Origin of the sequence: Streptomyces sp. ISL-94, from assembly GCF_018614075.1 — a bacterium.
Classification (GTDB): domain Bacteria; phylum Actinomycetota; class Actinomycetes; order Streptomycetales; family Streptomycetaceae; genus Streptomyces.
Window position 1 is genome coordinate 34,604 of sequence record NZ_JAGGOZ010000019.1, and the last position, 24,600, is coordinate 59,203.

Below are 24,600 nucleotides of genomic sequence, written 5' to 3' on the forward strand. Positions count from 1 at the left end.
ATCAAGGTGGCCACCGTGAACACCTGCTCTTCCCCGGAGCCCGGCAAGCCGTCCAGATCAAGCGCCGCCGCACCGACCGCAAGACCGGCAAGACCACGCTGAAGACCGTCTACGCCGTCACCAGCCTCACTGCCGAACAGGCCATCCCCCACCAGCTCGCGAAACGCATCCGCGATCACTGGCAGGTCGAGGCCCTGCGCCACGTGCGAGACACCACATTCGCCGAAGACGCCTCCCAACTTCGCACCGGCAACGCACCCCGGGCGATGGCCACCTGGCGCAACCTCGCCATAGGAGCCCTGCGACTGACCGGCGCGACCAACATCGCCGCCGCCCTGCGACACAACGCCCGCAACGCCGACCGCCCGCTCACCCTCCTCGGGCTCACATGATCACGAAGCGGACAAGCAGACTTCGCCGAAGCCCTGGCCCGACAGTAGCCATGAATAATCATCCGATGTATAGCCCATTCGGCCTATGCTCCATTGATGGATAATGCGAATAATCGCGGAGCTGAATGAGTGAATCTAGCTGCCGCATTGGTTTCAGGGCTTGACGGCTGATACAACTAAAAATGACCAAGCGGGGCAGTCAGCCTGCGGTGCATGATGGAAAGGAAACCGAATGTCTGCCGTTAACTTTGAGGAGCTCAACACGCTCGTCGGCGAGCTCCTGCCCGAGCGGGCCGTGCTCTCCGCCTTCGGCGGAGGTTACGACGGCGGCAACGGCGGCGCCACTGTCGTTTCGACCTGCGCGACCCAGAGCACCTCTCCGGCGCTCGTCCTGGGCCTGCCGGTCGGCTCGCAGGAGATCACCCAGATCTGCACCCCGTCGACGGTGACCCACTGAGGTAACACAGACGTTCACCATCGGTCGGGGAAGGGCTGACGATCTCGTCGGCGCTTCCCCGGCTTTCGTATGGAGCCCGGTGAGGTGTGCTTCTGCCGAGCCTTGCACATCGTTCCGAGGGTGCGACCACTGCTGTTGTTACGGGTCTCCGTCCTGGAACAATAGGAGGCCAGTCACGTCTTGCGAGCGCGGCTGAGGTGAGGGCTCCGCTCCTGAATTCCGAAGGAGTGTGACCACGTGAGCCTGCCACGTTGCCCGTTCGGCGGGAAGGTACCGTTCCCGAGCAAGGATGCAGCTCGCAAATGGTTGGCGAAACAGCCCTTACTCGGAAATGTGCCCCCAGCTGATCGCATCTATCTATGCCCCCACTGCCGATACTGGCACGTCACGGGATCGCACCGTTGGACGAGTCGGGCCATTCTGGAGCGACGCAATTATGGGAGGCGAGCGGTCAATCGCAAGCGAAAGCAACAACGGTCCGGCTGAGCATGCGACAGCCGTACCCCCCTCGCCCGGGCACGTCTGGGAGACGGCCCTGAGGCTGGGCATCGTCAGGAGAGTTTCGCCGGACAACGGCCACCGGCCCCTCACTCACGGGCGATCGTCTCCCGCAAGACCATGCTCCGGACAACGGTGGGGCGCGCCGGATGCCGTAGATCCACCCATGGACCCGGAGACCTCAGTTGGCTTCGCGGCCCCCTCCACCGCCGGCCCGCTGCCGCCCCGGTCCGACCTCCGCGTTCTTCCTGCGCAGCGGACGGGCCTTCCCCCCAGGCCGGGTAGTTAACGTTCTCGGCGCTCCCGCAAGGGAGTTGATCGCGTGGTTGTGGCGGTGTAAGTGGCTGGTCCGCTCTTGCGGATCAGGCCGGCCTGGGACCGTGGGGCGAGTTGTCTGTGCATGGTGCCAAGGGTGATGTCGCCGAGATGGCGGGCGATCTCCCGGGTGTGCCAGTGACGGTCGGGTTGTTCGATGAGCAGGGCCAGGACCCGTTCGCGGCGTCGTTCCGCCGGTTTGGTGTGCCGATCGTCCCGGGACGCCGTGGGCAGAGGGGATTCCTCGACCGGGGGTTCGAGGACGGTGATGTCGAGGTCGGTGACGGTGCGGCTGGCATCGGGCCGCCCGTCGTCGAGTCGCTCGTTGTACCGGTAGACGCCGACTCGCGAGGGAAGATCACGAAGTCGCTGCTGGACGGTCCGCGTCTCCCGCAGGACCGAGTCGACGAGCTCGGATGGCACGAGGCCTGTCAGCTCCCCCAGATGCCCCGGCGCGAATCGACCCGCGGCCACAGTGATCGTGCGGGAGATGGTCGAGCAGGCGAGAGGGCAGAACGACAGGGCAACGGAACTCCTTGGGAACAAGCTGTCTTGGTCGACTGCCTGTACCAACGGGGCTCCATTGCCTTCGTCTCCCCCTGTTGAAGATCCGCCCCCCGCCCCTTGCCGGAACGCCGAGAACGTAACTAACCGGCGTTGGGAGAAGGCCCGACAGCAGCCATGAATAATTCATCCGATGAATAACCCATTCGGCCTACTGCCACATTGGTTTCAGGGCTTGACGGCTGGTACAACTAGAAATGACCAAGCGGGGCAGTCACCCTGCAGTGCACGATGAAAGGAAACCGAATGTCTGCCGTTAACTTTGAGGAGCTCAACACGCTCGTCGGCGAGCTCCTGCCCGAGCGGGCCGTGCTCTCCGCCTTCGGTGGCGGTTACGACGGCGGCAACGGCGGCGGTTACGACGGCGGCAACGGCGGTGCCACTGTCGTTTCGACCTGCGCGACCCAGAGCACCTCTCCGGCGCTCGTCCTGGGCCTGCCGCTCGGCACGCAGCAGATCACCCAGATCTGCACCCCCTCGACGGTGACCCACTGAGGTAACACCCTGGTGATAGACGTTCACCATCGGTCGGGGAAGGGCTGACGATCTCGTCGGCGCTTCCCCGACTTTCGTGGGGGGCTTGGTGAGGTGCGTTTCCGATACGGCGCCGTGAACGAGCTTTGTGGCCCGGCCCGCTCAGGGGTATGCCATTCCTCCGGTTCGGCCGGACCTTGTGTGTAACCAGGAGAGCCCACACTCGTTCGTCCGAATGAAGGCTCTGTGCCCTCGCACCGGCCGCATCACTCCCCTCACCTCCTGGAGAGCGCCATCAGCCCGCGAGTGTTGTCACTTGGGACAGAAGATCCCCCTCCACCCGCCCTGGCGGTCCCCACTTTGACCGAAGGGACGGAGCTGGTCGGCGAGTTCGAAGGCTCCGGGTACCGCGTGCAGCCCCATCTGGTGCGCCGCTTCGACGGGCAGGTAGTGCGCCTGCCTGAATTGCTGTACCTGCTGGCCAAGCTCGTCCACATCCAGCAGCAGTCGGCTTCGGGTCCGCAGAACGCCCAGCAGTACCTCTCCCGCCTGTCGGAAGTGTTGAGCCGCGAAACCGACCGCGAATTCGGGCCGGACCATGTTGTCTTCCTCATCGACAACAAACTGGCGCCGTTGGGAGTCACCACCTACAGCGACGGCTCACCCCCAGAAATCCCGAAAGCCAACCCCTTTCTGTCGCTGCGGTTCCGGGTAGCCGTTTTCTCCGAGGCATCCTCCTGGAAAATCAGCGGCTTCTTCATGTGGCTGTACCGGCCCTTCGTGATGCTCCTGGCCGTCAGCGTTTTCGTATTCTGCGAGTTCCTGCTGTTTAGCGGCAGTCGCATGGCCGGCGCCGTGCAACAGGCTCTGGTCACCCCCACCAGCATCCCGCTGGTCTTCCTTCTGGCCCTGGTCTCCGCGGCCTTTCACGAGATCGGCCACGCCACGGCGTGCCGCTACAGCGGGGTACGTCCCGGTGCGATGGGGTGCGGCATCTACGTGGTGTGGCCCGCTTTCTACACCGACGTCACCGACTCGTACCGGCTGGGGCGCACAGGCCGTCTGCGGGTCGACCTCGGAGGCGTCTACTTCAATACGTTGTTCGTCATCGGTCTCGCCCTGACGTACCTCGCGACCGGATGGCAAGTCCTGCCGGTGGCGATTTTGGCCATCAACCTGGAAATCGTGCAGCAGCTCATCCCGTCACTCCGGTTCGACGGGTACTACATCATTTCGGACTTGGTCGGCATCCCCGACCTGTTCAAGTACATCGGGCCGATCCTGAAACGGGCTCTCCTGCGGCAGCCGGCCGACGAACTGCTTCAGGCTCTCAAGCGCTGGCCCCAAATCGTTGTCACCGCCTGGGTGCTGGTGGTCATCCCCGCCCTGGCAGTCCAACTGGGCATCCTGGTCGTCCGGCTCCCCGAACTCGTCGAGACGGGATGGAGCACGGCCGAGACGCTGGTCGAGAGCGCCACCGCATCTGGCAATCCAGTGGTGGGGGTCCTTTCCGCCGCAGTCCAGATCCTGTTGCTGCTTCTCCCGTTGGCCGGAGCGATCCTTGTCCTGGTACAACTGGCTCGGGCGTTTGTCCGCTTCCTCCACCGGCGTCTGGTCGCCGTCGGCGACCACAAGCAGGGCCGCCGCACGCCCTACCGCATGTGGGGCGGCTCAGCGCTGCTCATTTTCTCGCTCGCCGGTCTGGGAACCGACTCCAGCACACCGGCGGGCGCATGCCGCAAGTGCGCCGCCGCCGCGCGCCACAGCCGGATCCGGTTCGCCGTCTGCGATCCGCTCTGTCCCGCCGCCGGTGTCAGGCCGGCCTTCCACCGGCGCACCTGCTTCCCAGCCTATGACGGTGCCCCGGTTCTCCTGGGCACCCTGTTTCACTACGGGACGGGTGACGTTTCGGCGCCGGGTGACGCCCGGACTCCGGAGAAGTAGACACTTCCGGGCATGTCCGCGGACCTGAGCGGACATGCCCGGAAGTGATATGCGTGGGCGGGACGCCCGGTCAGCCGACCGGGACTGCCGTCGCCTCCAGGCCCTTCTGAGCCTGTCCGGTGCCGGCTTGCGCCGATTCGTGCTCGTCACGACGCCGCTTCGCCGACAGCGCGAACATCACCACGAAGATCACTCACGTCGCCGTCGAGTTCGGCGACCCAGGGGCCGTTGAGGATCTCGCCACCGGGCTCGACGGTGTGATGTGCCGTTTGGATGCCACTGTGAGGGTTTCATTTCTGTGCCATCGTCAGGTTCTTCTCATCGGTGTTTGACCTGCTCAAGCCGTTGAGTTGTAGGTGGCAGGGCGTGAGACGGAGTGGTGGCAGGAGGTGACACCCCGCAGGACAGGTTCGTGGCACTTCCCAGCCGTTTGCTGGAGGTGTGTCCCCTCCCCGTGGCCGTCATGAAAGCGACTTTATGGAACCATGATCGTTCGTTGTTCGATCAAGTCGACCGTGCAAACGTCGACTGAGTAAACGGGGAGACACCCATGCGTCCCATGTCGTTTCCGCTCCGCAAGGCGGTGAGCTTGCTGACCGCCGCCACCGCGCTGGCCCTGGGCGTCACCGTCCTGGCCGCTCCGAGCGCCTTCGCCGTCGGTTCGTCCGCGTGCACCACGAATTTCAAGGACCTGACCACCACGATCACCGCGGACCCGGGCAAGACCATGCGTACCGGGCCGGGCAACAACTACGAGAAGAAGAAGTTCCTGCCCATCGGCACCAAGGTGACCATCTACTGCATGGCCAAGCCCAAGGGCACGTACTGGTACTACATCAAGAGCGGCAAGACCAAGGGCTGGGTCCTGGGCTGGTAGACCCCGGCCCGCTGCGCCCCCTCCGCCAGCAGCTCGTCCGCGTCGACGATGTGTACCCCTGCTCCGCCAGGAACCGCTGGCGGTGGGCGGCGAGGTCTCGGTGGCTCCTGGAGCTGAGAGTCCAGACCGGCATTTGCTGGGACAAGGCCGAAGTGGTGCGTGAACTGCTGCCATGGCGCGTACGCCCGACAGCATCCTGCGCGACGCGCTGACCGGCCGCGCCCAAAGAGCCAGCACCTGAGACAGGGGAGATGGGCAGAGGGTCCGCGCAGCTGGGGGCCGTGGGGGGCGGGGCGGCGCTACCGTCAGCGGATGGGTGTTGCGTCGCTGATCGTTCTTGCCGCCGAGTACGGGGTGGCCGTGGGGAGCCTGCTGCCGCGCGCCCTATACCGGCTCTCCGTCGAGCCGGGGGAGCCCTGGCGGGGCCACTGCCCCGAGGGGCACCCGGTCGCCGGCTGGCTCGGACCCGCCCGCTGCCGGCACGCCGCCGCAGGCCCGGACCTGCCCTCGCCGGCGGCCGCCGCCACAAACCCAGACCTCCCGTCGCCGGTGGTCGTCGCCACAGGACCGGACCTGCCGCCGGCGGCCGCCCCCCGCACGGACCTGCCGCCGCCGGCGGCCGCCGCCGCCAGCCCGGGGTCGGCCTCGCCGGAGGGCCCGGGTCTGCAGCGGCCGGGGGTCGAGTCGCCGGACCCCGCGGAGGGCCCGGGTCTGCCGCGGCCGGGGGCCGAGTCGCCGGACCCGTGTGGGGACCCGGGCGTGGGGGTGGCGGGGCGCCGGGGCCCGCACGGGTACGGGATGCCGGCCGGCCGGGCCGCGGTGTTCGCCGGTGCCGTATGTGCCGCGCTCGCGGGGGCCGTCGGGGCGCGGCCCGAGGGGGTCGCGTACGTCGCGCTCGCGCCCGTCCTCGTGCTGCTCGTGCTCGTCGACCGCGCCGTGCACCGGCTGCCCGACGCGCTCACCCTCCCCCTCGCCGCCGCGGCCGCAGCCGCACTCGGCGGCGCCGCCCTCGCCCCCGGCGCCGCCGGGTCCTGGCGCCTGGCCCTGCTCGGCGGGGGAGCGCTCGGAGCCTCGTACCTCCTCCTCCACCTCATCAACCCCGCCGGCCTCGGCTTCGGCGACGTCAAGCTGGCGCTCACCCTGGGGGTAGCTCTTGGGTGGTACGGGTGGGGGGTATGGGCCGCCGGGGCCTTCCTCGGCTTCCTCTACGGGGCCCTGTACGGGCTCTCACCTGTGCTGCGCGGCTCCGCGCCCCGGAAGGAAGCCTTCGCCTTCGGGCCCTTCATGGCCGCCGGCGCCCTCACCGGAGTGCTCCTGGGTGGCTTCGGAGCGTAGTCATCTCGCGCCAATGCACGCATCACGCTTTACGAAGGGTTATGGTGGAACCCCCCCCTCGGGCCGGTCCGTATCCCCCCCCACGGACCGGCCCGTTTTTCGTTCCCCCCGCCCCGACGGCGTTCGCGCAGGTCAGCCCCGCTGGGCCCAGATGTTGGTGCCCGGGGTGGAAACCGCGAACGAGTCGATCTCCTTCAGCTCCCGCTCCGACAGCGGAGCCCCGCGCAACGCGGCCACGTTCTCCTCCAGCTGCCGCACGCTCGACGCGCCGATCAGCGCGGACGTCATCCGGTCGTCGCGCAGCACCCACCGCAGCGCCAGCTGCGCCAGGGACTGGCCCCGGCGGGCCGCGATGTCGTTCAGCCCGTTCAGCCGGCGGACGACGTCCTCCGACAGCAGGTCCGGGTTCAGCGACTTGCCCTGGGTGGCCCGCGAGCCCTCCGGGATGTCCTTCAGGTACTTGGCGGTCAGCAGCCCCTGCGCGAGCGGCGCGAAGGAGATGCAGCCCATGCCGGACTCCTCCAGGGTGTCCAGCAGCCCGTCCTCCTCCGTCCAGCGGTTGATCATGGAGTACGAGGGCTGGTGGATCAGCGGCCGCACGCCCATCGCGCGCAGGATCCGTACCGCCTCGGCCGTCTGCTCCGCCGTGTAGGAGGAGACGCCCACGTACAGCGCCTTGCCCTGCTGGACCGCGGACGCGAGGGCGCCCATGGTCTCCTCCAGCGGCGTCTGCGGGTCGAAGCGGTGCGAGTAGAAGATGTCGACGTAGTCCACCCCCATCCGCTTCAGCGAGGCGTCGAGCGAGCTGAGCAGGTACTTCCGGCTGCCCCACTCCCCGTACGGCCCGGGGTGCATCAGGTACCCGGCCTTGGTGGAGAGGATCAGCTCGTCGCGGTAGGACGCGAAGTCCTGCGAAAAGATCTTGCCGAAGTTGAGCTCGGCCGAACCGGGCGGCGGACCGTAGTTGTTCGCCAGGTCGAAGTGGGTGACGCCCAGGTCGAAGGCCCGGCGCAGGATCGCCCGCTGGGTCTCCAGGGCCTTGTCGTCACCGAAGTTGTGCCAGAGGCCGAGGGAGATGGCGGGGAGCTTGAGGCCGCTGTGGCCGGTGCGCCGGTACTCCATGGAGTCGTAGCGCGAGGGCTCTGCCCGATAGGGATTGGTATCAGTCACGATGTCCTCCCTATCACGGAGCTGTGACAGGCCGAGTTGGGTACCCGATCCCGCCGCGCAGTAATGTGGCGGCCTCGGGGGAGGACCGCATTCGCACGGGGGCACTGCACGGAGGGGCTGCAAGATCGTGAAGCTGCGCGACCTGGTGTACAGGCTCTACGCACGCCGGGTGGAAGGCCGCCTCGACCATGACGCGTCGCCCAAGCACATCGGCGTGATCCTGGACGGGAACAGGCGCTGGGCGAAGGCGTCCGGAGGTACGACGGAACAGGGCCACCAGGCCGGAGCCGACAAGATCTCCGAGATGCTGGGCTGGTGCACCGAGACGGACGTCGAGGTCGTCACCCTGTGGATGCTCTCCACCGACAACCTGGACCGGCCGGAGGTCGAGCTCCGCCCGCTGCTCAACATCATCGAGAACACCGTGCGCGGCCTGGCCGCGGACGGCCGCTGGCGCGTCCACCACGTCGGCAACCTCGACATCCTGCCCTCGCGGACTCAGACCGTGCTGAAGGAGGCCGAGCAGGCCACGCACGACGTCGACGGGATACTCGTCAACGTCGCCGTCGGCTACGGCGGCCGCCAGGAGATCGCCGACGCGGTCCGCTCGCTGCTGCTGGAGCACGCGCAGAAGGGCACCTCCTTCGAGGAGCTCGCCGAGATCCTCGACATCGACCACATCGCGGAGCACCTCTACACGCGCGGCCAGCCCGACCCGGACCTCGTGATCCGCACCAGCGGCGAGCAGCGGCTGTCCGGATTCATGCTGTGGCAGAGCGCCCATTCCGAGTACTACTTCTGCGAGGTCTTCTGGCCGGCCTTCCGCAAGGTCGACTTCCTGCGGGCGCTGCGCGACTACGCGGCCCGCCACCGGCGGTACGGCACCTGAGAGGTGCCGGGAGTTTCTGTTTCCCCTTCTGACGCCCCTTCGGCCCCGCCGCCCTCCTCCCCCGAACCCTGAACCTGGGGGCACCTCCCAGCGGTAGCCGGGGGAGGGTTCACCGAGCGTCCGTCATATGCCAAGGCATGGCCTGGCCTGATCGGGGAATATCCCTTTCAGGTCGATGCCCGATCCACGGGTGTCGAGTCTCAGCGGACGGCATGGGGTCGTCCGCCCGGGAGGCCCTTTGCACCAGGACGCACGTGCGGTTCGCACGGACGAAGTGGGAGGGCCGGAAATCGGCCCTGGCATGGGTGCCGATGACCGGTCCGGTCTTCATGGCCCGACCTCTTCCGAGGGGGTACGTCCTTCCGTGGTGACCAGCACAAAGCGCCGCCTGCCCGACAGGCGGACCTACGTCCTCGACACCAGCGTCCTGCTGGCAGACCCCAACGCCATCACCCGTTTCGACGAGCACGAGGTCGTGCTCCCGATCGTGGTGATCACCGAGCTGGAGGCAAAGAGGCACCATCCGGAACTCGGGTACTTCGCGCGACAGGCCCTGCGCCTGCTCGACGACTTCCGGGTCCGGTACGGCCGCCTCGACGCACCCATCCCGCTGGGCGATCTGGGCGGCAGCCTGCGTGTCGAGCTCAACCACTCCGACCCGGGCGTGCTGCCCGCCGGCTTCCGACTGGGGGACAACGACTCGCGGATCCTCGCGGTCGCCCGCAATCTGCAGGCCGAGGGCTACGACGTCACGGTGGTCTCGAAGGATCTCCCGCTGCGCATCAAGGCCTCCTCCGTGGGGCTGATCGCCGAGGAGTACCGCGCGGAGCTCGCGATCACCGATGCCGGCTGGACGGGCATGGGCGAGGTCGCCCTCTCCGGGGAGCAGGTGGACCTCCTCTACTCGGAGGAGCGGCTCTACGTTCCGGAGGCCGCCGAACTGCCCGTGCACACCGGACTGGTCCTCCAGTCCGAGCGCGGCAAGGCGCTGGGCCGGGTCACGGCGGACGGCAACGTGAAGCTCGTACGGGGCGACCGCGAGGCCTTCGGGCTGCACGGCCGCAGTGCCGAGCAGCGCATCGCGCTGGACCTCCTCCTCGACCCGGAGATCGGGATCATCTCGATGGGCGGCCGGGCCGGTACCGGAAAGTCGGCCCTGGCGCTGTGCGCGGGCCTGGAGGCGGTGCTGGAGCGCAGGCAGCACCAGAAGGTGATGGTCTTCCGGCCGCTGTACGCGGTGGGCGGCCAGGACCTCGGCTACCTGCCGGGGGACGCGTCCGAGAAGATGAGCCCCTGGGCGCAGGCGGTCTTCGACACCCTCTCGGCGGTGGCCGGGCGCGAGGTCATCGAGGAGGTGCTGAACCGCGGGATGCTGGAGGTCCTGCCGCTCACGCACATCCGCGGCCGCTCGCTGCACGACGCCTTCGTGATCGTGGACGAGGCGCAGTCGCTGGAGCGCAATGTCCTGCTGACCGTTCTGTCCAGAATTGGCGCCAATTCGAGGGTCGTTCTGACCCATGATGTCGCCCAGCGGGACAACCTGCGGGTCGGCCGGTACGACGGAGTCGTCGCCGTGGTCGAGAAGTTGAAGGGGCACCCCCTCTTCGCCCACGTCACGCTGAGCCGGTCCGAGCGCTCCCCGATCGCCGCACTGGTCACCGAGATGCTCGAGTCCCTGTAGCGACATCAGGGGCAAAACGCCCATAGCGGGAAGGTGAGTTGGCGCCGCCCGGCAAGGCCCGAGAGCCTAGCCGGGCGGCGTCGTGCTGCACAGGCCTTTGGTGAAAACAACTGTGACATGCCCGGTGTGACCTTTCCCACGCAACAGGGAATTGCCCTGCGGCATCGCGGTCCGGCAGAGTCTGTTTTCCGTCAGGCCCCGCATACGGCACACCTGTACCTCCAGTGAGGTACGCACACACAACTCCACAGTCGATTGCCGTATGCCGCCCGGAGTTACGCGGCAGCCCCCGTAAGGGAGCTGCCCACGGGCCCGCGCCTCCAGTGACCGCAGAACCACGGAGGCCAGTGTCGAGGGGCACTCTTGCGCTCGCGCGGTCACTGCGGGCGCTGCTGGAAGGACATCATGTGAGCCGGATCTCGGTCCGGGGGTTCGCAGTGGCTTCGGCCACCGCGGTCACCACCGTCGGCGCAGTCGTGGGTGTTGCCACTGGCGACCCCTCCTCGAACGATCTCGAGACGACCGCGTCCGGCGCGACGCTCCTCACTGACATCCCGGTCGGCGACCAGGCACAGGTCCAGAGCGCGTCCCTGACGCAGCAGGCCGACGCCATCGTCCACGCCGCCGACGCCGACGCCAAGCGCTCGGCGGAGGAGGCCGCCCGCCTCCAGGCCGCCGAGGACGCCAAGTCCAAGAAGGCCGAGGCGGAGAAGGCGAAGGCCGAAGCCGACGCCAAGGCGAAGGCGGACCGCGAGGCGAAGGACGCGGCCAGCCGCTCCGCCGCCCGCGACGCCGGCGACTTCGAGGTCAAGAGCTCCTACACGGTCGCTCAGGTCAAGGCCATCGCCCAGCAGATGGTCCCGTCCGGCCAGTTCCAGTGCTTCTCCAACATCATCAACCAGGAATCCACCTGGAACTACCAGGCCGTCAACTCCTCCTCGGGTGCCTACGGCCTCGTCCAGGCGCTCCCGGGCTCGAAGATGGCCACGGCCGGTGCCGACTGGCGCACGAACCCCGCCACGCAGATCAAGTGGGGCCTGAACTACATGAACGAGCGTTACGGCAGCCCGTGCGGAGCCTGGAACTTCCACCAGGCCAACGGCTGGTACTAGAAACCGCCGCCGCACCCCGCTCAACCCCGCGGAGCCCCGCACCGTCCTACGGTGCGGGGCTCCGCGCGTGTACGGTCATTCGAGGTGTGACCAGTGGGCGGGGGAAGGGGACGACATGGCGAAGTGGGCAGGCTGGCTCGGCCGGCTCGGGAGCAGGCTGAACCGGATCGAGGCGCGGCTCGACGAGCTGCGCGCCGAAGCCGAGGCCGAGGCAAGGGGCGACCTGCCCGCGCCCGGCGCACTTCCGCAGCCCGCCGCGGCCGCCCCGGTCCCGGGAGCGGCCGCCGACACGGGAGCGGGAGCGGGTGCCGGCGCCGGCGGTGCCGCTGCGGGCGCCGCGGCTGCGGTGGCGGCGCCGCCGGCCGCCCACGCGGTCCTGCCCCAGCGGCCCGACCCGGCCAGTGTGGTCCCCTGGGGCATGCGCGTCGCTGCCGAGGTCAGCTGGCGGCTGCTGCTCCTCGCCGGGATGCTCTGGGTGCTGATGAAGGTGATCAGCGAAGTCCGCCTGGTCGTCCTCGCCTTCGCCGCCGCCCTGCTCGTGACCGCGCTGCTCCAGCCCTTCGTGGTCCGGCTGCGCCGGCTCGGGCTGCCGCGCGGGCTCGCCACCGTCGTCACCGCGATCCTCGGATTCGTGATCATCGGACTCGTCGGCTGGTTCGTGGTCTGGCAGGTCATGGAGAACCTCGACGACCTCTCCGACCGGGTCCGCGACGGCATCAACGAGCTCAAACTCTGGGCCCTGGACAGTCCGTTCCACGTGACCGAGAAGCAGATCAACGACATCGCGAAGAACCTCAGCGAGACCATCGGCACCAACACCGAGCAGATCACCTCCGCCGGCCTCCAGGGCGTGACGGTCCTCGTCGAGGTGCTGACGGGCATTCTGCTCGCGATGTTCTCGACCCTCTTCCTGCTCTACGACGGCAAGCGCATCTGGACCTGGACGCTCAACCTCGTCCCGGCAGCGGCCCGCCCCGGTGTGGCGGGAGCCGGACCGCGCGCCTGGCGCACGCTGACCGCGTACGTACGGGGCACCGTGCTGGTCGCGCTCATCGACGCCATCTTCATCGGCCTCGGCATCTACTTCCTCGACGTGCCGATGGCCGTGCCGCTCGCCGTCTTCATCTTCCTGTTCGCCTTCATCCCGCTCGTCGGCGCGGTGGTCTCCGGCGCCCTCGCGGTGGTCGTCGCGCTCGTGACCCAGGGCGTCTTCAGCGCCCTGATGGTGCTGCTCGTCGTGCTGGCGGTGCAGCAGATCGAGGGGCACGTGCTCCAGCCCTTCATCCTGGGCCGTGCGGTACGGGTGCACCCGCTCGCGGTGGTCCTCTCGGTCGCCGCGGGCGGCATGATCGCGGGCATCGGCGGGGCGGTGGTCGCCGTACCGCTGGTCGCCGTCACCAACACCGTGGTGTCCTACCTGAAGGCGTACTCGCGCGAACAGCTCCACCACGGGGCCGGAGGAGTGGGGCCCGCGCCGCACGGGGCGACCGCCCTCGGCTCGGCGGCGCGCGGGGCCGGTTCCGGTGATCACTGAACCGGAGCTGGACGGGGAGGGGGAGCCGCAGCGTCCGGCCGAGGTGGCGGAGCCGGGCGCGGGGGCCGGGCCGTCCACGCGACCGCCGGCCCGCCCCTGGCTGTGGGCGCTGGGCGGAGCGGTGCTGGCCTCGGCGGTGTGGGTGGGCGCCCTGGCGGCGCAGAATCGATTCACCACTGGGCCGCGGATCGACTACCGGCACTCCGAGGAGCTGTGCAAGGAGGCGCCGCTGACCACGCTCGGCTCCTTGGCCGGAGGGTTCGAGAAGGGGCGGCAACGCCACGGCGAGGGTCCCGCCCTGGACTGGTCCTCCTGCACGTACGAACCGATGCGGACCGAGCGCCGGGCCGGCTACTACGGCCGGGTCCAGGTCGACCTGCACAAGAAGACCGACCCCGGGCCGGAGTTCGGCGCCCAGCCCGGGCTCAGCCTCTTCATGGACGTGGTGCCCGGCGAGGCGGAGCAGGTCCCCGGTCTCGGGGAACGGGCGCTGATCAGCGGGCATGCGATGGAGCCACGGCTCCAGGTCCTCGACGGCGGGGCGGTCTTCACGCTCACCGTCCAGTGGTTTGGCCAGGACGGGGACGCCGAGGCCGACGAGGACGCCCTCACATCGGCGATGATCGAGGACATGCGCGCCCTGATACTGGCGCTGAAGAAGTGACGGCAGGGCCCCCGCGGCCGGGAACGGCTGCGGGGGCCGTGTGCGTCGTACGGGTGACTACTCGGCGGCGAGGGCCGCTTCCGCGTCGAGGGTGACGGCGACGGCCTGGATCACCGAGGCGATCTTGAAGGCCTCCTGGACCGTCTCGCGGTCCACGCCCGCCTTGCGCAGGACCTGCTCGTGCGAGTCCAGGCACTGGCCGCAGCCGTTGATCGCGGAGACCGCGAGCGACCACAGCTCGAAGTCGACCTTCTCCACGCCCGGGTTGCCGATGACGTTCATCCGCAGGCCCGCGCGCAGGGTGCCGTACTCCGGGTCGGAGAGCAGGTGCCGCGTGCGGTAGAAGACGTTGTTCATCGCCATGACGGCCGCGGCGGACTTGGCGGCGGTGTACGCCTCGGGGGACAGCGCCGCCTTCGCCTCCGGCTCCAGCTCACGCAGGACGCGCGGGGAGCGGGCGGCGATCGCGCAGGACAGGACGGTGCCCCACAGCTGCTGCTGGGAGAGGGTGTCCTGGTTGCCGATGACCGAACCGAGGTTCAGCTTCAGGTCCTTGGCGAAGTCCGGTAGGGCGGACTTGAGGGAGTCGAGGGACATCCGTCACTCACCGGCCAGCAGGGCGCCGGCGTCGAGGGTGTTCTCGCCCTTGTTCCAGTTGCAGGGGCACAGCTCGTCGGTCTGCAGGGCGTCGAGGACCCGCAGGACCTCCTTGGGGTTACGGCCCACGGAACCGGCGGTCACCATCGAGAACTGGATCTCGTTGTTCGGGTCCACGATGAAGACGGCGCGCTGGGCGAAGCCGTCGGCGCCCTGGATGCCGCAGTCGCGCATCAGCTCGTGCTTGGAGTCGGCCAGCATCGGGAAGGGCAGGTCGCGCAGGTCGGCGTGGTCCTTGCGCCAGGCGTGGTGGACGTACTCGGAGTCGCCGGAGACACCGAGGATCTGCGCGTCGCGGTCGGCGAACTCCTCGTTCAGCTTGCCGAAGGCGGCGATCTCGGTCGGGCAGACGAACGTGAAGTCGGCCGGCCAGAAGAACACCACGCGCCACTTGCCCTCGTAGGTCTTGTGGTCGATCTGGGCGAACTCGCTGCCCGCTTCGAGCGAGACGCAGGCGGTCAGATCGTACGTGGGGAACGTGTCGCCGACAGTGAGCACGTGCTCTCCTTGCGAAATGGAAAGTGACCTTTTTGGGGCCATTCCGAGGGGGTTGGACGTATCTCACATGCTGACACACCTGCATTGATTACAGAAATAGCTAGTCTTGTGGCAGGTGATCGGAGGTACCTATCAGTGGCTGTCGGTAATAGGGGAGCGAAGCAACCCACCCTCGCACAGCTGCGCGCCTTCGCGGCCGTGGCCGAGCACCTGCACTTCCGGGACGCCGCCGCGGCCATCGGCATGAGCCAGCCGGCGCTCTCCGGGGCGGTCTCCGCGCTGGAGGAGGCCCTCGGCGTACAGCTGTTGGAGCGCACCACCCGCAAGGTGCTGCTCTCCCCGGCGGGCGAGCGGATCGCGGCCCGGGCGAAGGTGGTGCTCGACGCCATGGGCGGGCTGCTGGAGGAGGCCGAGGCCGTACGGGCGCCCTTCACCGGGGTCCTGCGGCTGGGGGTGATCCCCACGGTGGCCCCCTACCTGCTGCCGACCGTGCTCGGGCTGTTCCACCGGCGCTACCCGCGGATGGACCTCCAGGTGCACGAGGAGCAGACCGCCTCCCTGCTGGAGGGGCTGGCCGGCGGGCGCCTGGACCTGCTGCTGCTCGCGGTGCCGCTGGGGGTGCCCGGAGTCACCGAACTGCCGATATTCGACGAGGACTTCGTGCTCCTCGCACCCCGCGAGCATCCGCTGGCCGGGCGGCGGGACATCCCGCGCGAGGAACTGCGGGGGCTGCAGCTGCTGTTGCTCGACGAAGGGCACTGCCTGCGGGACCAGGCCCTGGACATCTGCCGCGAGGCGGGGCGCACCACCGGCGCGGACGTCACGACGACCGCCGCCGGGCTGTCCACCCTCGTCCAGCTGGTCGCCGGGGGGCTGGGGGTCACGCTGCTGCCGCGGACCGCGCTGCGGCTGGAGACCGCGCGCAACGAGTACCTGGCCACGGGGTACTTCGCCGAGCCGGTGCCGTCGCGGCGGATCGCACTGGCGATGCGGACCGGGACGGCGCGGCAGGAGGAGTTCCGGGCGGTTGCCGCTGCCCTGCGGGAGGCGGTGCGGCCGCTTCCGGTGTGGCCTACCGATTGAGGGTGTGCGGGTGCGGGTGCGGGTGCGTGCGGGTGCTGGGCGGGTGCGGCGCCGCTGCTGGGGCTCCGCCCCAGACCCCGCGCCTCAAACGCCGGCGAGGCTGGATGTGGCTGACCTCCGGCAGCGGCGCCGCACCCGGCGGGACTACTCCGTCCGCAGGCCGTCCGGGCGCATCAGGCGGAGCAGCGGTGGCAGGCTGAGTACGGTCATCGCGGCGACCAGGCCCGCGCCGACGCCGGTCATCGCCGTGACCGGGGCCCAGTCGATCCGGACGGCTCGGCCGGCCATCCGCATCAGGACCGCGCCGAGGCCCACGCCCACCGCCGCCGCCAGGGCCAGGCCCAGCGTGATCGGCAGTGCGGTCTGCCAGAGCACCGACAGGCACAGCGTGGAACGCTTGGTGCCGAAGGCGACCAGGGACGACAGCAGTTTCCTGCGCTCACGCAGCTGCTCCAGCTGCGAGACGAGCAGGCTCGCGCCGATCAGGATCAACACGGCGGTCGCGCCGAAGAACAGCCCGGTGCGGATCGCCGCGTAACCGGCGTCCTGCGTGGTGGACTTCAGCGTCATGACGCGGCTGAGCCGATCCGCCTTGACGGTGGCCGTACGGGCCAGCTCCAGGGCGTCCGGCACGGACTCGTCGAGCTGGACGAACACCTGGGTGTTCCCGGCGTCGCCGACGGCCTTGGGGGCGATCGACGGGGTCACCAGGATCCCGTCGCGCAGACTGCCGGTCGGATCCACGCGGCTGGCGACGGTGAGGGCCGTGGCCGGGAGGGTCCACTCGAAAGTCTTCTCGTCCTTCTCGGGGCCGGTGGCCGGGCTGACGCTCAGTGTCTCGCCCGGCTTCGCGGGGGAGCCGTAGATGCCGGAGTCCTTGTCCTCGGTGCCGGTGAGCACGAAAGCGTCACCATCCTTGCACGCGTCCAGTACGGCGACCTCGCGCAGCGCCTCGCACGTACCGGCGGTGATCGCGACCCTGCTGCCCGCATCCGCGAGGCGGGTGGAGTACAGGGCGGTCAGCGGAACGGCTCGGGCGACGCCCCTGGCCGCGGAGATCTTTGCGGCGAGCGCGTCGGCCCGGTCCTCGCCGTCCCGGGGCAGCAGGACCGAAAGGGCGGCCCGCGATGGGTCCTGGCCGGTGGCCTCGGTGTAGTCGGCCTCGACGGCGGCGAAGAGCATCTGCAGGGCGATGGCCCCGGCCACGGCGACCGCGATGCCGTTGACGAGCCGGGTGGCGGCGCCTCTGTCGAGCTGGAGGCGGCGGACGGCCAACTGCCAGGAGACCGGGCCGCCGCCTGAGGTCCGGCCGACGAGTTGCTCCAGCAGCCAGGGCAGTAGGGCGGTGATGCCGACCAGCAGCAGCACCACACCGGCGCTGACCTGCGTCCGGTTGAAGTCGTCCTGGCTGTTGCCGCGGCCCGTCATCGGGGCGAGCAGGCCGAGTCCGGCCAGCGGCAGCAGCAGCCGCCACCAGATGCGCCGCCGCCGCGGGGTGACCGTACGGACGACGCCCAGCGGCTCGACGACCACGCCGCGCATCGCGAACAGGGTCACGGCGACGGCCGCGGCGGGCACCACGAGCGCGACGAGCGCGGCCAGCCACACCGAGGGGTCGAGGTCGGCCGGGAAGACGCTGCGCTCCTGGAGTGTGAAGCTGCCGACGAGCCCGCGGCCGACGGCGAAGAAGCCGACGCCCAGGACCAGGCCGACCAGGGACCCGGCGAGGGCCTCGCCGGCGGCGATCCGGCGGACCATCAGCGCGTCGGCGCCGACCAGGCGAAGGGCCGCCAGCCGGCGATCGCGGCGCTCACCGCCGAAGCGGACGGCGGCGGCGATGAACACGGCGACGGGCAGCAGCAGCGCGACGAAGGTCAGCACCACCAGGAGCGTCAGGACCGGGTCGAGCTGCTCGCGTTCCCCGGCGTGGGAGAAGCCGGTGATCCGCTGGACGCGGTAGTCCTGCGGGCCGGATTTCCCGAGGCGGTCGGTACCGGCGTAGAAGAGGAGTTCGCCGGGGCCGATGAGGCCGGTGTCGCCGATGACCTCGGAGATCCTCCCGTCGAGGCGGTCGCGCAGCAGCTTGCCGTCGGAGGACTCCAGCAGCTGCCGCAGGGCGGGGGAGACGGCCATCTCGCCCAGGCCGGGGATCTTCGTCAGGCCTGGCGGAAGAGGTGCGTCCGGGCCCTCGGCCTGGAGGAGGGCTCCCTCGATGTCCGTGTCGCGGTACGTCTGGTTCGCGCCGTAGATCAACAGGGTGTCGGGGCCCGGCTGTTCGACGGTGGGCGAGGTCGTCGTGGAGCGGGCGTCACCGCGTTCGTAGCGGGCGGCGAGCGCGCTGGGCAGTGCGGTGGTGATCAGCAGCAGCGCCACGCCGAGGCCGACGCCGATGCCGGTGAGGAGAGTGCGGGTCCAGCCCTGACGGCCGCCGCCGAAGGCGAAGCGGGCGCCTGTGGAGAGGTCGCGGGCCCATGCCCGGAGCGTGCTCATATGATCCGCTCCATGTCGCGGGACATGCCGTCGCGCACGACGATCTCCCGGTCGGAGTAGGCCGCCACGCGCGTCTCGTGGGTGACGAGGACCAGGGCGGCGCCGGCGGACCGGGCGGTTTCGGTGAGCAGCTGCATCACGAGCTCGCCGTTGAGGGAGTTGAGGGCGCCGGTGGGCTCGTCGGCGAAGATCACCCGCGGGCGGGTGACCAGGGCGCGGGCGACGGCCACGCGCTGGCTCTGACCGCCGGAGACCTCGCCGGGGCGCTTGGCGGCCAGGTCCTCGACCTGGAGCCGCTCCATCCAGTCCAGGGCGGTCCGCTCGGCCTCCTTGCGCTTGACGCCGGTGAGGCGGAGCGGCAGGGCTACGTTCTCCACGCAGGTCAACTCCGGTACGAGCTGCCCGAACTGGAAGACGAAGCCGAAGTCGGTGCGGCGCAGGGCGCTGCGCTCGGCGTCGTTCATGGCGGACAGCTCGCGGCCGGCGTAGGTGATGGAGCCGGAGTCGGGCGTGATGATCCCGGCGAGGCAGTGCAGCAGGGTGGACTTGCCCGAGCCGGAGGGGCCCATGACGGCGACGACCTCGCCGGGGTGGACGGAGAACTCGGCGCCGTCGAGGGCGCGGGTGGATCCGTAGGTCTTACGGAGATCCGCGGCGGCGAGCAGAGAGCCGGCGGGCGCGTGGGTCATCGTCGTACCTCCTCGGCGAGCCGGTCCAGGCGGGCGGCGGCGAGCTCCAGCCAGCGCAGGTCCGCCTCCAGGTGGAACAGGGCGTGGTCGCAGACGAGCTGGTCGGCGAGGTCGCCCTTGCGCTTGCGCTGGGTCAGGATGCGCATGAGGCGCAGGTGTTCGGCGCGCTGGGTGTCCAGCAGCCCGGCAGCGCTGCGGTGGGTGAGCAGGGCGAGGACGATCTTGGTGTAGAGCGTCGAGTGGAGGTAGGGCTCGGGCTTCTCGGGCTGCGAGAGCCAGCGCTCGACGTCGGTGATGCCGGCGTCGGTGATGGCGTACCGCTTGCGGTCGGGGCCGCCGCCGCTCTCGATGCCGTCGACTTCGACGAGGCCGTTCTTGAGGAGGCGGGACATGGTCGAGTAGACCTGGCCGTAGGCGAGGGGGCGGTCGTGGCCGAACTTCTCGTCGAAGGCGCGCTTGAGGTCGTATCCGTGGCGGGGGCCGGCCTCCAGGAGGCCGAGGAGCGTGTGACCGATGGACATGCAGGTGACTGTACACGGTGTGTATACCCACGGTGTATACGTGGCACGTATCCGGCCGGATCCGGGCCCCGAGCCCCCCGCCTCAAACGCCGGCGAGGCTGGGGGGGTCTGGGCTCCGCCCCGGGCCCCGCGGCGAAATGCGGCGGGGCTGGATTGGGGTGCGGCTGAGGGGTCCCGCACGGCTCAAAGACCGGGGCTCCGCCCCGGGCCCCGCGCCTCAAGCGCCGGCGAGGCTGGGAGGGTCTGGGCTCCGCCCCGGGCCCCGCGCTGGCGAGGCTGGATGTGGCCGGCGTAGGTCTGGAAGTGCACCCATCAGGACCCCTGCGCCCTGCGGGCTGGATCGCCCGCAGGGCAATCCCGGCCCGCTGCCGTTTGAGGCGCACCCCTCAGCCTCGCCGGTTTTGGAGGCGCGCCCTCCAGCCACGCCGGGGCTTGAGGCGGGCCCACTCAGCCCCGCCGGCGTTTGAGGCGCGGGGTCTGGGGCGGAGCCCCAGCGGCGGCGCCGCACCTGTGGGCCCGGCCGGTCAGGCCGTCGGCTTGGGAGGGCGGCCGCGGCGGGGGATGGGAGACGGGGGGGAGGGGAGGCGGCCCGCCTCGGAGAGGGCGCGGCGGAGCAGGAACTCGATCTGCGCGTTCGCGCTGCGCAGTTCCTCGCCCGCCCAGCGGGCCAGCGCGTCGTACACCTGGGGGTCGAGCCGCAGCAGGACCTGCTTGCGCGCCTGCGCCCCCGTTCGGGCGGGCCGTTCCGGGGCAGGGGTTCCCGCCGGTGCGGGTGGTGCCGGGCGGGGCTCCAGGTCGGACGCCCCCGCCCGGGCGGGCCGCTCCGGGGCGGGGGTTCCCGCCGGTGCGGGTGGTGCCGGGCGGGGCTCCAGGTCGGACGCCCCCGCCCGGGCGGGCCGTTCCGGGGCGGGGGTTCCCGCCGGGGCGGGTGGTGCCGGGCGGGGCTCCGGGTCGGACGCCCCTGCCCGGGTGGGCCGTTCCGGGTCGGACGCCCCTGCCCGGGTGGGCCGTTCCGGGTCGGACGCCCCTGCCCGGGTGGGCCGTTCCGGGTCGGACGCCCCTGCCCGGGTGGGCCGCTCCGGGTCGGACGCCCCCGTTCGGGCGGGCCGTTCCGGGGCAGGGGCAGCTGCCCGGGGGGCCGGGTCGGGTGCCCCCGCCGGGGTGGGTCGGGTGCCGCCGCCGGGGGTCACTGGTAGAGCGTGCCCGTGTTGAGCACCGGCTGCGCGGCGCGGTCGCCGCAGAGGACCACCATCAGGTTCGAGACCATGGCGGCCTTGCGCTCCGAGTCCAGGTCCACGATCTCCTCCTCCGCCAGGCGGGTCAGGGCCAGCTCGACCATGCCCACCGCGCCTTCCACGATCTGCTTGCGGGCCGCCACGACCGCGCCCGCCTGCTGGCGCTGAAGCATCGCGGAGGCGATCTCCGGAGCGTACGCGAGATGCGTGAAGCGGGACTCGATGATGTGGACCCCGGCCGCCTCCACCCGCGCGTGCAGTTCCACGGCGAGCTTCTCGGTGATCTCCTCGGCGTTCCCGCGCAGCGACAGGCCGCCCTCCTCGTGGGCGTCGTACGGGTACTCGATCGCGATGTGGCGGACCGCCGCCTCCGTCTGCGTCTCCACGAACTCCGTGAAGTCCTCGACCTCGAACACCGCCCGCGCCGTGTCCTCGACCCGCCACACCACGACCGCCGCCAGCTCGATCGGGTTGCCGTAGGCGTCGTTGACCTTCAGGACGGCCGTCTCGTGGTTGCGCACCCGCGTCGAGATCTTCTCCCGGGAGGTCAGCGGGTTGACCCAACGCAGCCCGTCCGTACGGATCGTCCCCCGGTACCGCCCGAACAGCTGGACCACCCGCGCCTCGCCCGGCGCGACCGTGTTGAGCCCGCTCATCGCGACGATGGAGGCGAGGATCAGCAGGATGCCGCCCGCGATCAGCGACGCCTTGGAGGCGGTGGCCGTCAGTACCGCGCCGGTCGCGATCAGGCCCGCCCCCGCCGCGATGCCCGCCAGTCCGAGCAGCAGCGCCAGGCCGCCGCCCACGCTGCGCGCGGTGAACTCGCGTACGCCACCCGGCGTGGCGAAGGTGTTCGTCATCGTTTGCCCCCGTTTCTCGTGGTCGCGACCGTCGGCCGGTCCGTTAGCAAAGTGATATCACTTTTTTGGTCCGTGCGGGACGTGTGGGACGCCCGGCAACCCTTTGGCCTCCGCATGCGTCGGTTCCTGTGGTGTGGGTGCTGATTCTCACGTCCGAATTGACCGGTATTGGCCAAGGTTGGCCAGCCTTTGTCACAACCTGTGGTGTTAGCTTTCTGAGCTGACGTCGGGGGAAATTGAGCGGAGCGGGAGCGATGGGCCGAGCAGAAGCACGTAAGGCGCAGCAGCAGCGCGGTGCGCGGCGGGCGCCGAGCGGACGTGCGCAGGGCACCAAGGGCAAGGCGGGCGCGGGCAAACGCACCGGCATACGTCGCTTCTTCACCTGGAAGAAGATCCTCGGGACGTTCTTCGGAATGATCCTGCTCTTCATGGCCGCGGCGGTCATCCTCTACTTCTCGGTGAACGAACCCACCGACCCGAACGAGAGCGCCACGCTCCAGAGCAACACCTACCGGTACTCCGACGGCTCGATCATGGCCCGCACCGGCGACATGAACCGCGAGATCCTCCCGATCGACAAGATCCCCCCCGACGTCCGCACCGCGTTCATCGCCATCGAGAACAAGTCCTTCTACAAGGACCGCGGCATCGACGTGATGGGCGTGGCCCGGGGCCTGTTCAACACGGTCCGCGGCAAGGGCACGGCCGGCGGCTCGACGATCACCCAGCAGTACGTCAAGAACTACTACCTGACGCAGGACCAGTCGCCGACGCGCAAGGTCCGCGAGCTCGTGATCGCCCTCAAGGTCGACCAGCGCATGGAGAAGGATGAAATCCTCGCCGGTTACCTGAACACCAACTTCTACGGCCGCAGCGCGTACGGGATCCAGGCCGCGGCCCAGGCCTACTACGGCGTCGACGCCAACAAGCTCACGCTGGAGCAGGGCGCCTACCTCGCCGCCGTCATCCAGGCCCCCAGCCAGTACGACTGGGCGACCGCCGGCCCGAACGGCAAGCGGCTGGTCATGATCCGCTTCAACGCCGTCCTCGACAACATGGTCGAGATGGGCGAGCTGGACGAGGCCAAGCGCAAGACCATGGCCTTCCAGGAGCCCATCAAGCCCAAGCCCCGCCCTGGCATGGACGGCCAGAAGGGCTACCTGGTCCAGGCCTCCAACGACGAGATGAACAAGCAGGGCATCACCGACGCCCAGATCGCGGCCGGCGGCTGGAACATCACGCTCAACGTCGACAAGAAGAAGCAGGCGGCGCTGGAGACGGCCGTCCAGGACGAGCTGGAGTCCAAGCTCGACCGCAAGGACCCCAAGGAACGTCCCCAGGACCAGAGCGTCCAGGCCGGCGCGACCTCCGTGGACGCGAAGACCGGTGCGATCGTCGCGATGTACGGCGGACAGGGCCTGGCGGAGAAGTCAGCGAGCAACGCCCTGCGCACCGACTACCAGCCGGGCTCGACCTTCAAGCCGATCGTGCTCGCCTCCGCCCTGGAGAACAACGCCACCACCCAGGGCGGCAAGCCGATCACCCCGAATACGCTCTACGACGGCACCAGCAAGCGCCAGGTGGTCGGCAGCAAGATCCCGTTCAGCCCGGAGAACCAGGACGACAGGGACTTCGGCAAGGAGATCACCGTCCAGGACGCCACCAACTTCTCGGTGAACTCCGTTTACGCGCAGATGATCGTGGACGTGAAGCCGCCCAACGTGAAGAAGACGGCCCTCGCGCTGGGCATGAAGGACCGCGAGGGCTGGCCCGAGGACAAGCCGGCCATGGCGCTCGGCACGATGACAGCGAGCACCGTGGAGATGGCGGGCGTCTACGCCACCTTCGACAACCACGGCAAGAAGGTCACGCCGACCATCATCAAGAGCGCCGAGCACAAGGACCGGGAGTTCACTCCCCAACAGGCCATCGGCAGCCAGGCCGTCTCCCGCCAGACCGCCGACACCGTCACCAAGGTGCTCACCGGTGTGGTCAACGACGAGGGCGGCTCCGGCAACAAGGTCAGGAGCAGCGCCTACGAGGCGGCCGGCAAGACCGGTACCAGCGAGTCGAACTTCTCCGGCTGGTTCACCGGCTACACGCCGGAGCTGGTCACCGTCGTGGCGATGTTCGGCGAGGAGCCGGGCACCCACACCCAGGTCACCCTGACCGGCACCGCCGGCCTGGGGCGTGCGGGTGGTTCCAGCTTCCCCGCCTCCATCTGGAAGACGTACACCCTCGCCGCCCTCAAGGGCGTGGACACCGCGTCGTTCAACCTGAAGGAGGCGGAGATGGGTGCCCCGCAGGCGCCGTCCCGCAGCACCTCCCCGACGCCCTCCGCCAGCCAGTCCTCCAGCGCTCCGGCGACGAGCAGCGCGCCGCCGAGCTCACCCAACGCGACGCCGACCCCGACCCCGACGCCGACCAAGACCGGTGGTCCCAAGCCGCCGACTCCGACGCCGACCGCGACGCCGACCGCGACCAAGACCGGCGGTCCGAAGCCGCCGGACCCGCCGCTGTTCCCCGAGGGCTAGACAACGGATACGGATACGGATACGGACCCGGATTCGGAGACGGATCCGGGCCTGCGGATCGAAGACCGCCGCCCCGCAGCCTTCACGGCTCGCGGGGCGGCGGTCTGTCGTAGAGGCCCCCGGCGGA

The 24,600-nt window shown here is 69.7% G+C and carries 22 protein-coding genes and 1 pseudogene; 13 read left to right on the forward strand and 10 right to left on the reverse strand.

Annotation, left to right across the window (positions count from 1 at the left end; all coding sequences use genetic code 11):
* The first annotated feature begins 203 nt into the window (after positions 1-203).
* Both J7E94_RS35595 and J7E94_RS07145 read left to right on the forward strand, forming a co-directional pair.
* Positions 204-392 (forward strand): hypothetical protein, encoded by a 189-nt coding sequence (locus J7E94_RS35595; protein ID WP_308344663.1) that lies wholly within the window; start codon positions 204-206, stop codon positions 390-392.
* 232 nt (positions 393-624) lie between these two features.
* A complete protein-coding gene (locus J7E94_RS07145) occupies positions 625-849 on the forward strand; it encodes a hypothetical protein (protein WP_215013343.1) in 225 nt (74 codons plus the stop codon).
* Positions 850-1,995: 1,146 nt separating this feature from the next.
* Here J7E94_RS07145 and J7E94_RS07150 read toward each other — a convergent pair.
* Positions 1,996-2,184: pseudogene (locus J7E94_RS07150) on the reverse strand (transposase domain-containing protein); the annotation flags it as partial.
* Between the two features lie 288 nt (positions 2,185-2,472).
* On the opposite strand from J7E94_RS07150, the gene J7E94_RS07155 reads away from it, so the two are divergent.
* Together J7E94_RS07155 and J7E94_RS07160 are read left to right on the forward strand one after the other, a co-directional pair.
* Entirely contained in the window at positions 2,473-2,721 is a 249-nt protein-coding gene (locus J7E94_RS07155) for a hypothetical protein (RefSeq protein WP_215013346.1), read from the forward strand.
* A 339-nt stretch (positions 2,722-3,060) separates the two neighbouring features.
* Complete coding sequence (locus tag J7E94_RS07160) at positions 3,061-4,644, forward strand: hypothetical protein (protein ID WP_215013348.1); 1,584 nt, start codon at positions 3,061-3,063, stop codon at positions 4,642-4,644.
* A gap of 70 nt (positions 4,645-4,714) precedes the next feature.
* Here the strand turns inward: J7E94_RS07160 and J7E94_RS35345 are convergent, their stop codons facing one another.
* On the reverse strand, positions 4,715-4,837 hold the full coding sequence (locus tag J7E94_RS35345; protein ID WP_285440723.1) for a hypothetical protein: 123 nt from the start codon (positions 4,835-4,837) through the stop codon (positions 4,715-4,717).
* A gap of 366 nt (positions 4,838-5,203) precedes the next feature.
* Here J7E94_RS35345 and J7E94_RS07165 point away from each other — a divergent pair, with 366 nt between their 5' ends.
* Together J7E94_RS07165 and J7E94_RS07170 are read left to right on the forward strand one after the other, a co-directional pair.
* On the forward strand, positions 5,204-5,521 hold the full coding sequence (locus tag J7E94_RS07165; RefSeq protein ID WP_215013350.1) for an SH3 domain-containing protein: 318 nt from the start codon (positions 5,204-5,206) through the stop codon (positions 5,519-5,521).
* Positions 5,522-5,833: 312 nt separating this feature from the next.
* Positions 5,834-6,856: an A24 family peptidase gene (locus J7E94_RS07170; RefSeq protein WP_215013352.1), complete on the forward strand. Its 1,023-nt coding sequence runs from the start codon at positions 5,834-5,836 to the stop codon at positions 6,854-6,856.
* 132 nt (positions 6,857-6,988) lie between these two features.
* On the opposite strand, the gene mgrA is transcribed toward J7E94_RS07170, so the two are convergent.
* Entirely contained in the window at positions 6,989-8,026 is a 1,038-nt protein-coding gene (mgrA, locus tag J7E94_RS07175; RefSeq protein WP_215013354.1) for an L-glyceraldehyde 3-phosphate reductase, read from the reverse strand.
* Between the two features lie 127 nt (positions 8,027-8,153).
* Between mgrA and J7E94_RS07180 the strand changes: the two genes are divergently transcribed.
* The 5 genes from J7E94_RS07180 (at position 8,154) to J7E94_RS07200 (ending at position 13,906) form a co-directional block, all read left to right on the forward strand.
* Positions 8,154-8,915 (forward strand): isoprenyl transferase, encoded by a 762-nt coding sequence (locus J7E94_RS07180; protein WP_215013356.1) that lies wholly within the window; start codon positions 8,154-8,156, stop codon positions 8,913-8,915.
* Positions 8,916-9,279: 364 nt separating this feature from the next.
* Positions 9,280-10,596: a PhoH family protein gene (locus J7E94_RS07185; RefSeq protein ID WP_215013358.1), complete on the forward strand. Its 1,317-nt coding sequence runs from the start codon at positions 9,280-9,282 to the stop codon at positions 10,594-10,596.
* A gap of 407 nt (positions 10,597-11,003) precedes the next feature.
* Entirely contained in the window at positions 11,004-11,708 is a 705-nt protein-coding gene (locus J7E94_RS07190) for a transglycosylase SLT domain-containing protein (RefSeq protein ID WP_215013360.1), read from the forward strand.
* A gap of 115 nt (positions 11,709-11,823) precedes the next feature.
* Positions 11,824-13,242 carry an AI-2E family transporter gene (locus tag J7E94_RS07195; protein ID WP_215013362.1) on the forward strand — a complete coding sequence of 473 codons (1,419 nt, stop codon included), beginning with the start codon at positions 11,824-11,826 and terminating at the stop codon, positions 13,240-13,242.
* Positions 13,232-13,906: a hypothetical protein gene (locus J7E94_RS07200; protein WP_215013364.1), complete on the forward strand. Its 675-nt coding sequence runs from the start codon at positions 13,232-13,234 to the stop codon at positions 13,904-13,906. The genes J7E94_RS07195 and J7E94_RS07200 overlap by 11 nt, the downstream gene beginning before the upstream one ends.
* 57 nt (positions 13,907-13,963) lie before the next feature.
* Here the strand turns inward: J7E94_RS07200 and J7E94_RS07205 are convergent, their stop codons facing one another.
* Both J7E94_RS07205 and J7E94_RS07210 read right to left on the reverse strand, forming a co-directional pair.
* Positions 13,964-14,503 carry an alkyl hydroperoxide reductase gene (locus tag J7E94_RS07205; protein ID WP_215013366.1) on the reverse strand — a complete coding sequence of 180 codons (540 nt, stop codon included), beginning with the start codon at positions 14,501-14,503 and terminating at the stop codon, positions 13,964-13,966.
* Positions 14,504-14,506: 3 nt separating this feature from the next.
* Positions 14,507-15,061, reverse strand: coding sequence for a peroxiredoxin (locus J7E94_RS07210; protein WP_215013368.1), 555 nt, complete (start codon positions 15,059-15,061; stop codon positions 14,507-14,509).
* A 135-nt stretch (positions 15,062-15,196) separates the two neighbouring features.
* On the opposite strand from J7E94_RS07210, the gene J7E94_RS07215 reads away from it, so the two are divergent.
* Positions 15,197-16,144 (forward strand): hydrogen peroxide-inducible genes activator, encoded by a 948-nt coding sequence (locus J7E94_RS07215; RefSeq protein ID WP_215013370.1) that lies wholly within the window; start codon positions 15,197-15,199, stop codon positions 16,142-16,144.
* Between the two features lie 144 nt (positions 16,145-16,288).
* Here J7E94_RS07215 and J7E94_RS07220 read toward each other — a convergent pair whose 3' ends face one another.
* The 5 genes from J7E94_RS07220 to J7E94_RS07240 all read right to left on the reverse strand — a co-directional run bounded on the left by J7E94_RS07220 (position 16,289) and on the right by J7E94_RS07240 (position 21,939).
* A complete protein-coding gene (locus tag J7E94_RS07220) occupies positions 16,289-18,634 on the reverse strand; it encodes an ABC transporter permease (RefSeq protein WP_215013372.1) in 2,346 nt (781 codons plus the stop codon).
* Positions 18,631-19,323, reverse strand: a complete 693-nt coding sequence (locus J7E94_RS07225) for an ABC transporter ATP-binding protein (RefSeq protein WP_215013374.1) — start codon at positions 19,321-19,323, stop codon at positions 18,631-18,633. Before J7E94_RS07225 ends, J7E94_RS07220 begins: the two co-directional genes overlap by 4 nt.
* Positions 19,320-19,844: a PadR family transcriptional regulator gene (locus J7E94_RS07230; RefSeq protein ID WP_215013376.1), complete on the reverse strand. Its 525-nt coding sequence runs from the start codon at positions 19,842-19,844 to the stop codon at positions 19,320-19,322. Before J7E94_RS07230 ends, J7E94_RS07225 begins: the two co-directional genes overlap by 4 nt.
* Positions 19,845-20,368: 524 nt before the next feature.
* A complete protein-coding gene (locus tag J7E94_RS07235) occupies positions 20,369-20,638 on the reverse strand; it encodes a hypothetical protein (RefSeq protein ID WP_215013406.1) in 270 nt (89 codons plus the stop codon).
* A gap of 392 nt (positions 20,639-21,030) precedes the next feature.
* Positions 21,031-21,939 carry an SPFH domain-containing protein gene (locus J7E94_RS07240; protein ID WP_215013378.1) on the reverse strand — a complete coding sequence of 303 codons (909 nt, stop codon included), beginning with the start codon at positions 21,937-21,939 and terminating at the stop codon, positions 21,031-21,033.
* Positions 21,940-22,193: 254 nt separating this feature from the next.
* Between J7E94_RS07240 and J7E94_RS07245 the strand changes: the two genes are divergently transcribed.
* Entirely contained in the window at positions 22,194-24,473 is a 2,280-nt protein-coding gene (locus J7E94_RS07245) for a transglycosylase domain-containing protein (protein WP_215013380.1), read from the forward strand.
* Positions 24,474-24,600: the final 127 nt, after the last annotated feature.